The 15989-nt window shown below is 64.1% G+C and carries 7 protein-coding genes and 1 riboswitch; of the genes, 3 read left to right on the top strand and 4 right to left on the bottom strand.

What is annotated here, in order from left to right:
* Positions 1 to 22: 22 nt before the first annotated feature.
* The 3 genes from J4G38_RS24440 to J4G38_RS24430 all read right to left on the bottom strand — a co-directional run bounded on the left by J4G38_RS24440 (position 23) and on the right by J4G38_RS24430 (position 4759).
* On the bottom strand, positions 23 to 1987 hold the full coding sequence (locus J4G38_RS24440; RefSeq protein WP_210519967.1) for a TonB-dependent receptor plug domain-containing protein: 1965 nt from the start codon (positions 1985 to 1987) through the stop codon (positions 23 to 25).
* A 186-nt stretch (positions 1988 to 2173) separates the two neighbouring features.
* Positions 2174 to 2388: riboswitch (cobalamin riboswitch) on the bottom strand.
* 86 nt (positions 2389 to 2474) lie between these two features.
* Positions 2475 to 3338, bottom strand: a complete 864-nt coding sequence (locus J4G38_RS24435) for a transporter (protein WP_210519969.1) — start codon at positions 3336 to 3338, stop codon at positions 2475 to 2477.
* Positions 3339 to 3397: 59 nt separating this feature from the next.
* Complete coding sequence (locus tag J4G38_RS24430) at positions 3398 to 4759, bottom strand: Nramp family divalent metal transporter (protein WP_394371075.1); 1362 nt, start codon at positions 4757 to 4759, stop codon at positions 3398 to 3400.
* 232 nt (positions 4760 to 4991) lie between these two features.
* On the opposite strand from J4G38_RS24430, the gene J4G38_RS24425 reads away from it, so the two are divergent.
* Positions 4992 to 5978 (top strand): cation diffusion facilitator family transporter, encoded by a 987-nt coding sequence (locus J4G38_RS24425; protein WP_210519970.1) that lies wholly within the window; start codon positions 4992 to 4994, stop codon positions 5976 to 5978.
* Between the two features lie 160 nt (positions 5979 to 6138).
* Here J4G38_RS24425 and J4G38_RS24420 read toward each other — a convergent pair whose 3' ends face one another.
* Entirely contained in the window at positions 6139 to 8565 is a 2427-nt protein-coding gene (locus J4G38_RS24420; protein ID WP_210519972.1) for a gliding motility-associated C-terminal domain-containing protein, read from the bottom strand.
* A gap of 358 nt (positions 8566 to 8923) precedes the next feature.
* Between J4G38_RS24420 and J4G38_RS24415 the strand changes: the two genes are divergently transcribed.
* Both J4G38_RS24415 and J4G38_RS24410 read left to right on the top strand, forming a co-directional pair.
* Positions 8924 to 13711, top strand: coding sequence for a fibronectin type III domain-containing protein (locus tag J4G38_RS24415; protein ID WP_210519974.1), 4788 nt, complete (start codon positions 8924 to 8926; stop codon positions 13709 to 13711).
* 238 nt (positions 13712 to 13949) lie between these two features.
* On the top strand, positions 13950 to 15989 hold a 2040-nt coding region (locus J4G38_RS24410; protein ID WP_226163800.1), incomplete at its 3' end, for a hypothetical protein.

Below are 15989 nucleotides of genomic sequence, written 5' to 3'. Positions count from 1 at the left end.
AAAATCGGGTTACGCGCAGGCCTCAGCGCCACCCCAGTCGCAGGCTGGTGCTGAAGCCGCGGGGCGGGGCGGGGCGGCCGGGGTAGCTGTAGTAGGCCTGGTTGAGCAGGTTGCTAGCTTGCACCAGCACGAGCAGGCTGGTGCCGGCCGGGCCGTGCACCGTGCGCCCCAGCGTGGCGCCCAGCAGCCCCGTAGCCGGCAGAAAATCGGTGCCCGACGCGTTGATGTAGCGAAAGCCGGTGAACCCAAACGTGCCGCTCAGCAACCAGCCGCGCCAGTGGTGGTCGGTGCTGAAACTGGCCTGGTGCCGCGGCACGTAAGCCAGCTGCACCCCCACAGGGTCCGAATCGGCGGCCGAGCCCTGCGTCTTGCGGGTGTCGGTGAAATGATAGGCCAGCTGCACGCCGCCGGCGTAGCGGCCCCGGCGCAGCTGCAGGGCCGTGCTGGCTTCCACGCCCTGGGAGCGCACCTGGCGCAGGTTCTGCGGTGTCCAGATGCCCGTGCTGGCGCTGGGCAGCCACTGCACCCAGTCGTCCACATCCTGCCGAAAGGCAGTTACCTCCGTTTCGAGGGTTGTGCTTCGGCTCCAGGCCAGGCGGTGGCGCAGGCCGGCCTCGTAGCCAAAGCCCGATTCCGGCCGCAGCGCGGGGTTGCCGCCGGGCACCCAGTACCGCTCGTTCAGGGTGGGGGCGCGATAGCTGCGGGCCGCGCTGGCCTTCGCCGTCAGGGCCTGAGTAGCCCGGCGAATGAGGGAATCGGGAGCCGAAGCCACCAGGTCCCATTCCAGCCCCACAGTGGGCGTGAGGGGAGCCGGCCCGGCCGGCAAAAAGGCCTGGCGCAGGTTGGCCGAAAGGCGCAGCGCCGGGCGCGGGTCGTAGCGCAGCAGGGCAAAAGCGGCGGCGCGGTTTTCGGCCACGGCCTCGGGCCCGTAGCCGCTCACCAACGCGGCAAAGTGCTGGGCTTCGGCCCCGAGCCGCAGGCTGCCGCGCGCACCCAGAGCCGCGGTGTGCTCGGCCTGGGCCTGGGTGGTGCGCACCCGCGACGTGCCCGGGGTCCCGCCGTCCTGGTAGTTGAGCACGTCGTCGAACCACGCCCCCCGCACGGCCCATTGCCGCCGGGCCGCTACGTGCCGGTAGCCCAGCACCAGGCGGCGGCTTTGGTCACGCTCGCGGGCCTGGCTCCCCACCACGTTCACGCCCGACTGAATTTCGCGGTCCACATCGGTCAGCCAGGCGGCGGCGGTTAGCTCGCCGGCCGGGCCCACGCGCCACGCCACGTCGGGGCTAATGCTCCATTGGTGGCGCAGAGCGGCGTTTTGCAGGGTGTAGCGCACGGGTCCCCGGGCTTCGCGCAGCAAGTAGGTGTAATCGTTCTGGGCTTCGCGGTAGCTGGCGGCCACCCGCACGGCTACCACGGCGGTGGCGGTGCGGGCCTCAACGCTGCCGCCGGCCAGCCCAAAGCTGCCCGCATCGGCCTGCACGCTGCCCCGGAAGCCGGGCCGCCAGTCGGGGTCGGAATTGAGCAGGACGGCCCCGCCCACGGCCCCGCTGCCGTAGAGCGCGGCGGCCGGGCCGGGCTGCACCGCTACCCGCGTGGTGGCCCCCACCGGCAGCAGGGCAAAATCGTTCTGGCCCAGGGTGGGCAGCATGATGTTCAGGCCATTCCAGAGCACGGCGGTGTGCTGGGCCGAAGTGCCGCGCAGGGCAATGGTGGCCAGCTGGCCAGGATCGTAGTTCTTCAGTATCAGCGGCGTGCGGGCTTGCAGCACATCGGCCAGGTTGGCGCCCCGGTACTGGGCCAGCACGGCCGAATCGAGTTCCACGCGGCGGCTGCCCACGGCAAACCGCTCGGGGCCCACGGCCCGCACCTGCACCTCGGCCAGCCGGTGCCGCCGCCGGGAGATGGGCACCGAGTCGGGTGGGCTGGCCGGGGTGGGAAGCTGCTGCGCCCAGACGGCAGCCGGCCCCCACAAGCTGCACAATAGCAAGGCACAACAACTTAAATAATAACGCATCCGAATCAAATTTTCGGTTAAGAAAATTCGATTCAAAATCTGCCGTCAGTCTTCTTCGATTGAAGAAAACGGCGCCAGACCGAGGCCGAAAAACAGGGGCAATCCGGCCGCTTGAAGGCGGCCGCTGTTCTCTTTCTCCATCCGTCCTCCGCGAATGCTGAACCTGTGAATGCCTTGGCAGGTCTCCTGGCTTGCTTCGCCGAGCGGGCCGCCTTCCCATTCAGCCGATTGATAATTAATCAGCAAACAGTGGCATTTGTGGCCCGCCCCGATATGAAGCGTACAGTTGCGGGGACAGCTCCGGCATTGAACCGGATTCCCTTTTCAGCCGCGCCCCGCAATTGGGGATTGGCACCATGACGGGGCAAAGGTACGGAAGGACGGTGAATGGTGAGCAGCGAGCAAAAGGAACGTCATGCTACGCGCAGCATGACGTCCGATTACCAACCACTTACCGAAGCTACCGCCGGAAGCTAAGGCCGAAGAAGTACTCGCGGTCGGTGGAATGGGTGATGGGCAGGTGAGTGCCAAAATCGAGCTGCACGTTTTCGCTCACGTCAAGCTGGGCGCCGGTGTTGATGGAGCTGCGCCAGTCGTTCAGGCGCACCTCGTCGTAGCCCACCAGCTCTACAAAGGCCTGAATGATTTTAGTAAACTGGTAATCAGTGGTGAACGTGGGCGTGAGCTGCAGGAAGCGGGCCTGCGTATCGCGGTCCCAATATACCTGAGCGGCTACCTGCCCGCCAATGCTCCAGGGCTTGGTAATCTGGTACACCACGGGCAGCACCGCGCCGTATTCCACGGCGCCATCGCCGCGCGGGCCGCCGGTGGGCAGGGTTGCGTAGCCAATCAGGCCGAGAGCCCAGCGACTATTGTCGTCGCCCACCAGGGTGTGCTTCAGGCGCAGGGTTACATCGCCGAGGCCGTGGTATTCCTGGGTCTGGCTGGCGTCGGCCTCGTCGTAGTTGCGGGTAGCGGTGTAGGAATCGACCCCGACTTGCAGGTCGGTGCGGTCGGAGAGGCCGATTTTGGCCAGCGCGTGGTTCACGTACCAGTCGTGGCCGTAGGTGGTGCCTTCGCGCCGGGTGAGCAGGCGCAGGGCATCGGTTTCGTATTGAAAGTGCCCGGCATCCACCGAATACGGGCTTTCGGTGATGCCGGGCCGGTCGGGCACCATGGGGCGCATGTACTTGCGCGGCGTAGGCCTGAACAGGTTGTACTGTGTTTTATCGACCTTGATGGTGTCGTTTTTAACCCCCGGTTGGGCGAATGCCGCCGGGATATAGCCCAGCAGCAACAGGCAAAAAGTACAGAGTCGGAACATGAAGGCAGGAAGTGACGTGGGCCCGCATACGCAGTTTTTCGCCATTCGGCCATTTGCCCCTACCCGGCGAAGGTTTGCCAGAGCAAAAACACGTTCAGGCAAATGATGATGCCTGACACGCTCCAGGCCACGGCCTGCACCCACGGCCGATTGGCAAATACGCCCATTTTGGCCTTGCTGCCCGTGAACAGCACCAGCGGCACCACCGCAAAGCTGAGCTGTAAAGACAAAATCACCTGGCTGAGCACCAGCAGCTGACCAGTGCCCGTTTCGCCGTACATCAAAGTCACCACCAGGGCCGGCACCACCGCGATAAGGCGCGTGATGAGCCGGCGCACCCAGGGCCGCAGCTTCAAATCGAGGAAGCCTTCCATCACAATCTGGCCGGCCAGGGTGCCGGTGAGGGTCGAGTTCTGGCCCGAGGCCAGCAGGGCAATGGCAAACAGCGCACTGGCTGCGCCCGCGCCCAGCACCGGCGTGAGCAGCTTGTGGGCATCGGCGATGTCGGCCACCGAGTCGTGGCCCTTGCCGTGGAAGGCCGCCGCGGCCGTAACCAGGATGGCCGCGTTCACGAAAAACGCCAGAAACAGCGCCATCGTCGAGTCGATGGTGGCGAACTTGATGGCCGAGCGTTTGCCGGGCTCGTCCTGCGGGAAGGCCCGCGTTTGCACGATGCTGGAGTGCAGGTACAGGTTGTGGGGCATCACGGTGGCCCCCAGAATGCCGATGGCCACGTACAGCATTTTCGGGTTGGTCACAATTTCGAGGCGCGGCACCAGGCCCTTGCTCAGGGCCAGCCAGTCGGGGTGCGAGGCGATGATTTCGTAGAGAAAACACCCGAAAATCAGGAAGATGAGGCCCGCCACCAGGCTTTCGATGTAGCGAAAACCCTTGTTCTGAAAGAACAGCACCAGCAGCACGTCCAGCGTGGTGAGCACCACGCCCCAAGCCAGCGGCAGGCCAAACAGCAGGTTCAGCGCAATGGCCGAGCCGATGACTTCGGCCAAATCGCAGGCCGCGATGGCGATTTCGCACAGCACCCACAGCATCAGGCTCACCGGGCGCGAGTAATGGTCGCGGCAAGCCTGGGCCAGGTCGCGCCCGGTCACGATGCCCAGCTTGGCCGCCAGGTGCTGGAGCAGCATGGCAAACAAGTTGGAAATCAGCACCACCGATAGCAGCGTGTAGCCGTAGCGAGCCCCGCCGGCCAGGTCGGTGGCCCAGTTGCCGGGGTCCATGTAGCCCACGGCCACCAGCAGGCCAGGGCCCCAAAAGGCCATCAGCTTGCGCCAGAACGAAGCATCGGCGGCCGGCACCTTGATGCTGGCGTACACCTCGCTTAGCGAGTTGCCGCGGCGGGGGTGGCGCCAGCCCACTTCGGGCGCGGGCACTTTGGAATCAATAAGCGTAGAAGGAGGCACCGTAGGGAATGGGGTTCAAACAAAGTTACTAATTTTTAGACGAGCCTAAAAATTAATTTTGACTGCCTTAAATACAGTCTTTCCAAAAAAAAGTTTCGTTCGGCTTCCTGGTTTTTAGTGGTTGGTACTGAAGGCCGGGCCGGGCCCCTGCCCGGAAGCCGGTGCGCCCCCGGCCCCGGCAGTGGCCTTTCCGGCTGGCGGCTACCGACCTTTGCACCGAAATTCCCTCTGCATGACGCCTTCGCAAATCAAAAACCGGCTCGGTCTGCTTTCCCTCGTGGTCAGCCTCGGGTTGGTAATCATCAAGTTCTACGCCTACCACCTCACCCGCTCGCAAGCCGTTCTCACCGATGCGCTGGAAAGCATCATCAACGTATTCACCAGCGGGTTTGCGCTCTACAGCCTGCATCTGGCCGGCTTGCCCAAGGACGAAAACCACCCCTACGGCCACGGCAAAATCGAGTACCTGTCCGTTGGATTTGAAGGGGCGCTCATTTTTATTGCCGGCGCGTTCATTCTCTACAGTGCTTCGCTGGGCCTGTTGCACCCGCACCCCGTGGCCCGGCCCGACTGGGGCGTGCTGCTGCTGGCCAGCACCGCTGTGGTCAACCTGGCAGTGGGCCTGCTGCTGGTGAAAACCGGGAAACGCCTGAAATCCATCGCGTTGCTGGGCGATGGCCAGCACTTGTACATCGATGCCCTCACATCCATCGTATCGTCGGGGGCGCTGGTGCTGGTGGCGGCCACCGGCATCGTGCGCTTCGATTCGGGCGCGGCCCTTTTGCTGGGTGGCTTCATCCTCGTCAATGGCGGGCGAATGCTGCGCCGGGCCATCTCGGGCCTGATGGACGAAACCGATACGGCCATCGTGGCCGAGGTGATTGCCGAGCTCCAGGCGCAACGCCGCGCCCCCTGGATTGACGTGCACAACCTGCGCGTGCAGCGCTACGGCGCCAACCTGCACATCGACTGCCACATGCAAATGCCTTATTACTTCACTCTGGATGAGGTGCATACCCAGCTGCACGACATTGAGGAACTCATTCGGGCCCGCTTTGCGGTGGAGGTCGAGATGTTTGTGCACGCCGACCCCTGCACCTTCGCGGCCTGCTCCCTGTGCCTGATGCCTGCCTGCCCCGTGCGCCAGCACCCGCTGCATCACGAAGTGCGCTGGAATGTACACAACGCCGTAAAAAACGAGCGGCATCACCTGGCTTGAGTCGTCAGTCGTCAGTTATTAGCAGACTGGCAATCGCTTGACTGACAACGAACACGTGATAAGCTATTTACTTTTAAATGGCTTCTTAATTCCCGGACTACCCACAAAAAAGAGGGCCGCGAAATTCGCGGCCCTCTTTTTTGTGGGTAGTCCGGGTTGGTTACTGCCCGCGGTTCACTTCAACCCAGCCCTTGCTCTTGTTGCCGCTCGGGTCGGTGAGGTAGTAGTAGTACACGCCGCTGGGCTGGTCGCCGCCACCCCAGGTGTTCTGGTAATTGGCGTATTCCTGCACCTTGCGGCCCCAGCGGTTGTAGATTTCCAGCTTGCCACCGCGCTGGCTCACCGGCACCACGAACACGTCGTTCAGGTTGTCGTTGTTTGGCGTGATGATGTTCGGCACTTTCAGCTCGGGCACGATGACGATGTGCTGGGCTATCAGGACCGGGCACTGGCCGCGGTTCGTAACCGTGGGGGCAATCAGCGTCGAAGCAGAGCTCAGGGCGATGATGTACGTGCCGCCTTCGCTCAGCACCAGGTTGCCGGGGTTGTAGCTGCGCGAGAATACTTTGGGGGTGCTGGTTACAGGAGCGCCCGCCCCGTCCTTGATGCGCTGGTAAGTCCACCGAATCGAGTCCATGCGGAAAACCGTCGAAGTATAAGCCGTGGGCAGCACGCCGTTGATGGTCGAGGTGTTGCTGAACTTGTACGTAATCGGCGGAATCAGCCCGCCCGCCGGCGAGTTCGGGTTGGTCACGGGGCGGCTCGAAATCGAGTCGGTGATGGTGAAGCGCGACACCACCGGCGGCGCCACGCGTACCAGAATCGACGTGGTATCGCCGCAGCCGGGACCAAAGCCGCTGTTTGGCGTGATTTGCAGGCGGTAGCGGCTGGTCATGGTAGGAGTCACCGTAATGTTTTGCAGTGCAGCGGTGGCCGTGTTGAAGCCGTTGCCGCTCACCAGCGACCACTGGAAGGCGTAGGTTTGCAGCACCGAGATGTTCTGGGCGAGGCGGCGCACCGAATCCGGCCGCAGCACGCTGCCGCGCAGGGCCAGCGAACCACTGCACAGCGTCACCGGCGTCACGTTGGGCAGGCCCGTCTGGCCAACTGTCGCAAGGGCCGTGGCGAAGTTGCCTTTCTTAATCCGGATAACGACTACCCGGTTTTGCACGCCCTTGATGGGGCAGGCATTGTCTTCAATCCGAATGTTCAGGCGAATGGTGCGCCCGACCGTCGACGGCGAGGGCTGGAAGAAGAACGTGCCCTTGGGGTTGCTGGTGCCATTGCCGGAGAGCACGAACGAGCCCACGTCGCCCGAATCCAGCAGGTTGGGGTTGGTGTTGATGTCGGCGGGCAGCGTCACGGTGAGCAGCTGCAGCGGGTTGGCAGCGGGCCGGGTCGGCGTGGCAATGTTGTCGGGGTCGGTGAAGTTGAGTTGCACGCGCGAGTAGCTGCACGAAGAAACGTCCAGCCGGGTGGTGTCAGTAGTGTTAACCGCAACCGTGCCGGAGTTCACCGTCACAGGGTTAACCACCACGGGGTTGGGGGTGCTGTTGCCGCCGCAGTCGGTCACAATCAGGTTGGCCTCGCGGCGCACGGTGCCGATAACGCGGCGCACCCCGTTGATGCGACGGTATTCGGTAATCAGTACCGCGATTTGGTACTTGTTCAGGCCCAGATTCGCCGGCGAATTTGGAATGTACACGTTGGGCGTGAACGAAATCGTGCGCGCCTGCTGGTTGAAAATGAAACGCGGAGTTCCCGTTTTGATTGGGCAGGAACCGGTTTCGTCGTAACCCACGGGAATGGGCAGTGTTGGACTATAGTTGGCCGTAATAGTAGGCAATTGCAGGACACACAAGGGGCACGTCGGGCACGTTGCATTGGGGGTAAGAATTACTACACCACCCGCCTGGTTAGGATAAGCATTGTAAGTAACGGGCGTACCGCAGGCCTCCAGCGGGGCCGTCAGGGAGTAGACCAGCGAGTCGCCGTCGGCCTCGGTGGCCGAGTAGGTGATGGTGGTGGGCTGATTCCAGCACACGTACTGAATCGGAATGTCCTGCACGTCGAACTGGGGCGAGTTGTTGGCCACGGCCGCACCGGTGCTCGAGTTGCGGTTGTCGAGCGTGGCCTGCACGTAGAGGTTGCCGGCCACGATGTTGGCCAGCGAGGGGCGCGAGCCCTGGTCGGTGCTCAGCGTCCACTGCCCGGGGGGCAGCGTGACGGTGGCCAGGTAGTTGTACACGTCGTAGTTGGGCAGGCCCGTCGGGCCCAGGCACGGGCCCGAGGACACGGCCGCGCAGAACGGGTTGCCCGCTTCCACGAGCCCTTGCTGCACGAAAGGTGCCGTGACACTGGCCATGGCGTTGCAGCCGTTGTTGCTGCAGGAAAGGGTGAAGGCACTGGGCGTGATGCCGGTGCAGTCGCGGTAGAGGCGGAACTTGACCCGGTACTGGTTGTTGCCCAGCGAGACGTACGTCATGTCGCCCCCCAGCAAGTGGGACGCGCGCGCCTCCTGCACGCTACCCAGAAGCAGGCAGCACGCAAAGAGCAACAGGGTGAAGGAATGTAAGATTTTTTTCATGGGTGCAAACAGGGGTAATGGAGGTGGAGAAAACACAAATTGGGTGGTTACCGACGAATCAGCGAACCAATATACTGGTAGAATCGCGGAGAGCAAAACAATAGGGCATCTAAGAGAGGCATTCATAGCAAATTATGGGCCACGATTAACATAAATGCAGTGAAATGGAACTAATTCCTGAATAGTATTTGAGCACCAATTTTTCTTTGTAAGTTTCAGAGCCGTTCAGCTTTTTCTGTTAGTTCCGGGCATTTCCGGGCTTTGGCTCCACCCCTACCATGGGCCGGCAGCTATAAGTAGCGGTTTCATCAGTCTTTTTTTAACCCCCTTTTCTTTTTTCACCCTCTTTTCAGTTTCTATGCAACACTTCTTCTCATTGAAACCACCCGGCACCCCACGGCGTCGCGGGTGGCTTGCGTTATTATGGCTATTGGGCTGCGGCACGGCAGCGGTAGCCCAAACCACGGTTATCGGCTCGACGACGGTGCCGGTGGTAGCTCCGGCCGTGAGCTCCTATTTATATGGCCCCATTTACCGCTCGGCCACGACCTCCACCTTTGACTGGTCTCGCTACGCCCACCTCTATACTCCCACCGAGCTGAACATCCCCACCGGAGCCGTAATCACGGAGCTGGCCTGGCTGAAATCGGACGCCGGCGAACTCACGGGCAACAACGTCTTCAACGTACTGCTCGACAACTCGGCGCTGACCACGCTGGGCACCACGATGACCTGGGGCGCGCTGACCACGACGGCTACTTCGGTATACGCTTCCACTACCCAGCAATTTACGGGCGCGGCGGGCACTTACGTGAGCGTGACGCTGAGCCAGCCTTTCGTGTACACGGGCGGCAACCTGCTGGTGCTGACGGACCACCAGAAGCTGGGCGTAGCCACGGCTGCGGTCAACTTCGTGACCAACCTGGCCACCGGCTTTGGCCTGGGCTACGCCAACAGCGCGGCCCTCACCAGTGCCACGGCCCTGACTACCACCTACGGTAACCGCCGTCCCACGCTGCGCGTGACCTACACGCCCGGCGGCCCGTGCACCGCGCCGCCCACGGCGGGCACTACGGCCGCCACGGCCACCACGGTCTGCGCCGGCACGGCCGTTGGCCTGTCGCTGCTGGGCTCTACTTACGGCTCGGGCCAGACCTACCAATGGCAGGAATCGACCAACGGCACGACGTTCACGGACATTACCGGCGCCACGGCCACTACCTACACCGTAGCCTCGGTGCTGGCCACCCGCACCTACCGGGCCCGCCTGACGTGCAGCGGCCAGTCGGCCACGTCCACGCCCGTAACGGTGAGCGTGAACGCGGCCTCCTACGCCAGCCTGCCGATTGCCGAAAGCTTCGAAAATGCCTGGATTGATGCCTGCGCCTCGCACGATGTGCCCACCAACAGCTGGCGCAACACCCCGACGGCCGGCGACGCCTCGTGGCGCCGCGACGACGACGGCACGGTTGGCAGTTGGACATCGCCCACCGTGGGCGTGTACGCGCCGCTGGGCAGCCAGGGCAGCCATTCGGCCCGCTTCCACTCCTACTACGCCCCGGCCGCCGCAACCGGCTCGCTCGATTTGTATGTGAACCTGAGCGCTACTGGCAACAAAGTGCTGCAGTTTGACTACCTGAACACGGCCGGCAACGACTCCCTGCAAGTGCGGGTATCGACCGATGGCGGGGTTACGTTTGGTGCCCCGTTGCTGCGGCTGGGCATCAGCGGCACGGTGGCCCAGGGCTGGCAGCCGCAGAGCGTGAGCCTCACTTCGACTTCGGCCACGACCATCGTGCGCTTCCGGACCAAAGTAACGGCGACGTTTACCTCTGATATTGGCCTCGACAACGTGCGGCTCGACGTGCTGACCGGCGTGCCGAACTGCGCCACCAGCTTCGTGCCGGCCACCGGCGCTACCGGCGTGGTGCGCACACCTACCATCACCTGGAACAGCGGCGGCGGCGTAGCTACTGGCTACGACGTCTATTTTGGCACGACGGCCACCCCGCCGCTGGTGGTGACCAACCAGCCGGGCACGAGCTATACGCCCGCGGCCCTGGCCGCTACCACTACCTATTACTATAAGATTGTGCCCCGCAACGCCAACGGCGCCGCCACGGGGTGCGTGACCAACAGCTTCACGACGACCAGCACGTACACGTACTGCAACTCAGGCCTGGGCGACTACTGCGGCACGGCCGATATTGTGAACGTGACCGTGGCCGGCTCCGGCCTCAACAACTCGGGCACGACCTGCAACTCGGCGAACGGCAGCTCTTATACGTCTTACCCGGCTTCGGGCACGGCCACGGGCACGCTGCTGCGCGGGCTCACCTACCAGTTGAGCGTGACGACTTCGGCCTCGGCCATTATTTCGGCCTGGATTGATTTTAACCAGAACGGCACGTTTGAAGCCACCGAGTGGACGCAGGTGGCCGTTTCCAGCACCACCAATGCGCCGGCTACGGTCAGCATTACGATACCAGTGGGCACGCCCCTGGGCCAGACCGGCCTGCGCATCCGCAGCCGGAGCACGGGCAACACCAACGGCGCGGCCGATGCCTGCACGTTGTTTGGTTCCGGCGAAGCCGAGGATTACATCATTACCATTGGGGCGGCTCCGGCCTGCGCCCCGGCGGCGGGCCTGGCCGCCACCAACGTCACGACCACGACCGCAACGCTCAGCTTCTCGACCGTGACCAACGGGACGGCGGCTAACTACGTTGTGCAGTACGGCCTCAGCGGCTTCACGCCGGGCGGCACGGGCAGCACCACGGTAAACACCACCACCACGTCGACGGCCATTACCGGCCTGACGGCCAACACGACCTACCAGTTCTACGTGACCAAGGACTGCGGCAGTGGCCAATCCAGCCAGATTGCCGGTCCCTTCACGTTCCGCACGGCCTGCGTGGCCACTACCTACGCCACGCTGCCCGTTATCGAAAGCTTTGAAAACACCTGGGTGGGCATCTGCGATACCCGCGACGCGCCCACGGCCTTCTGGCGCAATACTCCGATGACGGGAGACGCCTCGTGGCGGCGCGAAGATGACGGCGCGAGCGCCGCCTGGACGTCGCCCACCATTGGCGGATATACGCCCACGGGCAGCCAGGGCACGCACTCGGCCCGCTTCCACTCGTACTACGCCCCGGCCGGTTCCGCTGGCATCCTCGACCTGTACGTGAACCTGAGCACGGCCGGTTCCAAGCGCCTGAGCTTCGACTACCTGAACACGGCCGGCAATGACTCGCTGTACGTGCAGGTGTCGAACGATGGCGGCAACACCTTTGGGGCCCCGCAGGTAGCCCTTGGCGTGAGCGGCACGGTGGCCCAGGGCTGGATAGCCCAGGTGACGAACCTGACCGGCACTTCGGCCACCACGGTGGTCCGCTTCCGCACCAAGGTGACGGGAACGTTCACCTCGGACATTGGCATCGACAACCTGCGCATCGAGCTGGCTTCGGGCTGCTTATCGCCCGCCAACCTGACGGCCGTTACCACCCAGACCACGGCCGTGCTTTCGTGGCTGAACTCCGGCGCGGGTACTTATACCGTGGTGTACGGCCCCACGGGCTTCAACCCCGCCACCGGCGGCACCACCGTGGCAGGCATCACCGGCACCAGCACCACGGTAACGGGCCTCACGCCCGGCACGCCCTACCAGTTTTATGTGACGCAGAACTGCGCGGCCGGGGTTAGCTCCGGCCAGGCCGGCCCAGCTGCCTTCAGCACGTTGATTCCCAATGATGACTGCGCGGGCGCTATCAATGCGCCGGTGCAGTTCGGTACCTGCGTGGGCCAGACCAGCGCCGACAACACGGCCGCCACGGCCTCGACCGGCGTGCCCGCGCCGGGCTGCGCCAACTACGTAGGCCAGGACGTCTGGTTCAAAGTCACCGTGCCGGCCAGCGGCACCGTCACCGTGGAAACCGTACCTCCCACCGCCGGCAGCTCCATCACCGATACGGGCCTGGCCATCTACTCCGGTGCCTGCGCCACGCTGGCCCTGGTGAACTGCGACGACGACTCCAGCCCCAACGGCCTGTTTTCCTTGCTCACCGTGACCGGCCGTACGCCGGGCGAAATCCTCTACCTGCGCGTGTGGGCTTACGGCAGCAACAACTCCGGTCTGCTGGCCGTGTGCGTGACTTCGCCCTCGAACTGCTCGGTACCCACCGGCCCTACCGCCAGCAACCTGACCAACACCACCGCCACCCTGAACTGGGTACCGGGCGGCACGCCGGCAGCCGGCACCACGTATGAACTGGAGTACGGCCTGCAAGGCTTCGTCCAAGGCACGGGCACGGCCATTATCGGCCTGACCACGCCCACGCGCACCATCACGGGCCTGCTGCCGAACACGGCGTACTGCTACTACGTGCGCCAGAACTGCGGCACCACCAACGGCAGCAGCGCCTTCGTGGGCCCCACCTGCTTCACCACCCCGCTCACTATTCCGGGCAACGATGAGCCCTGCGGCGCCATTGGCCTGGGCACCACCGTGCTCACCAGCTCAAACGTGGGTGCCACCACCAGTGTGCAAAATGGCATCAACCTGCCGGCCTGTTCCTCGGCCCAGCTGCCCAAGGATGTGTGGTTCACAATAACTCCGACCGGAACCAGCACGACGCTGACGCTGACCGGGACTCCGGCGGGCATGGTGCGCCTCTACACCAGCCCGAACTGCTCGGCCGGGCCGTTCACGTCGGTGTTCTGCGCCGCCGCCACGGCCGCCAACACCGGCTTCACGGCCCCGATTCCCGTCACGGGCCTCACGGCCGGCACCCGCTACTACGTGGCCGTGAGCGGCTACGGCAGCTCCGACGCCACGGGTAGCTTCACCCTGGCCGGCACCAACCTGGCCCCCGTTGTGACCGCGACGCAGGCCAAAGCCGACACCAACGCCCTGCTCGTGTACCCCAACCCGAGCAGCACCGGCCAGCTCACCCTGGCGCTGAATGGCTTGAACGGCCCCGGCCGGGCAACCCTGCTCAACGCGCTGGGCCAGGTAGTGCGGGAAAAAGCCCTGACCGGCACCACCGAGCAGACGCTGACCACCCGCGGCTTGGCCACCGGCATTTACACCCTGCGCGTGGCCGTTGCTGGCCAGGTCCTCACCCGCAAAGTGGTGCTCGAATAGGCAGTTGACTCTGTAGCCAGAAAGGGCTGTTCCACTTGGAGCAGCCCTTTTTTACTGAGCAGATTACCACCCCGTGCAGGAATAATTCCAGCTTTTGCTTTCGTCTGGGCTTTCTTCTCTACATTACAATATGGAAAGTACATTGCCGGCACCGTGCGCCTTTGCTCCACCCTAAATGTTAGCTAATCATTTCTTCTCACAACTGCTCTGCTTTAACCCCAATTTCCCCTTCACCCTTATGAGTACACTGTTACATTCGCGGCGCCGCCCTTTGGGCTGGGCCTTCTTGTTGCTAGCGGCTTTGCTGCTGAACAGCCGTCCGGGCCAGGCCCAGGTTGATACGTACACGCTGGCACCCAGCACGGGCACTTTCGCCCCGCTGGTGGGCGGCACGCCCGTTCCGACCGTGCAGGCCGACGACGCCTTATCGGCGGCACTGCCCGTGGGCTTCACCTTCGTGTTTGACGGGACGCCCTACACTTCCTGCAAGGTTTCCTCGAACGGGTGGCTGACCTTTAATGCGGCGGCCAGCGCCAACAGCCTGACCAATGACCTTGCCACCGGCGCGGCCACCGAGCGCCCCCGCGTGGCGCCGTTCTGGGACGACCTGAACGGCAGCACCGGCACGGCCAGCTACCTCACCTCCGGCACGGCCCCCAACCGCACCTTCACCTTTGAGTGGCTGAACTGGTTTCGCTACGGCAACACCACCGGGCCTTCGTTCTCCATGCAGGTGCAGCTGGTGGAAGGCACCAACCTGGTGCGCTTCGTGTACCGCCAGGAAACGGGCGCCATCTCCAACGCGCTGGCATCGATTGGCCTTTCGGGCGCGGGCACGGGCAGCGGCTCGTTTCTGTCGCTGAGCGATGCCACCCCGGCCCCCACGACGAGCTCGACCACGGAAACGACCAGCATTGCGACGCTGCCCGCAACGGGTCAAATCTACACGTTCACTCCGGCGGCGCCGGCACTTTGCCCCACTCCCCGCAACCTGACCACCACGGCCCTGACCAACACAACGGCCACGGTGTCCTACACGGTGACGAATACCACGCCCGGGCCTTTTACTATTCTATATGGCCTGCCCGGCTTCAATCCGGCCCTGGCCAACTCGGCCACCAACCCCTACTTCACGGCCCCGGCTACCGGCACCACGGCCACCCTCACCGGCCTGGCCGTGCAAACCACCTATCAGTTCTACGTACGCCAGAACTGCGGCGGCACCAATGGCAACAGCGTCGTTTCCGTCATGGGGACGTTCACGACCAACCCCAACCCTGCGGTGAACGATGATTGCGCCCAGGCCATTGTCCTGCCGGTGGGCACGGCGTGCACCACGCCAACCGCCGGCACCGTGTTTGGCGCAACGCAAAGCACCGCGCCCACCACTGCCTGCAGCGGCACCACGGCCCAGGATGTCTGGTATAGCTTCGTGGCCACCAGCAACTCGCACACCATCACCTTCGCGCCGCAGTTTGCGGGCGTGTACGATGTGCGCACGGGCACCTGCGCCGCCTCAACCAGCATTTTCTGTGCGTCGGCCGCTGCGGCCGCCACCAACATCAACACCATTGGCGGCCTCACCGCGGGCCAGCCTTATTTCCTGCGGGTGTATGCGTCCGGCGCTACCCCGCCCGCCGCGACCGCCAGCACGTTCACGCTGTGCATTGTGCCGGGCCCGCCCACCCCGGCCAATGATGACTGTGCGGGCGCTATCAACGCGCCGGTGCAGTTCGGCACCTGTGTGGGCCAGACCAGCGCCGACAACACGGCCGCCACGGCCTCGACCGGCGTGCCCGCGCCGGGCTGTGCCAGCTACGTGAGCAAGGACGTGTGGTTTAAAGTAACCGTGCCGGCCAGCGGCACGTTCACGGTCGAAACCGTGCCTCCCACCGCCGGCAGCCCCATCATCGACACGGGCGTGGCCGTTTACTCCGGCGCCTGCGCCACGCTGGCCCTGGTGGGCTGCGACGACGACTCCAGCCCTAACGGTAACTTCTCCCTGCTCACCGTGACCGGCCGTACGCCGGGCGAAATCCTCTACGTCCGCGTGTGGTCGTACGGCAGCAACACGGTTGGCCTGCTGGCCGTGTGCGTGACTTCGCCCTCGAACTGCTCGGTACCCACCGGCCCCACTTCCAGCAACCTGACCAACACCACCGCCACCCTGAGCTGGACGGCTCCCACCGGGGGCCTGCCCGCCGGCAATACCTACGAGCTGGAGTATGGCCTGTCGGGCTTCGCGCAGGGCACGGGCACCAACGTCACGGCCCTCACG

Source organism: Hymenobacter terricola (genome assembly GCF_017921975.2).
In the GTDB taxonomy this organism is placed as follows: Bacteria; Bacteroidota; Bacteroidia; order Cytophagales; family Hymenobacteraceae; genus Hymenobacter; species Hymenobacter terricola.
This window is presented reverse-complemented; position numbering and strand designations above follow the sequence as displayed.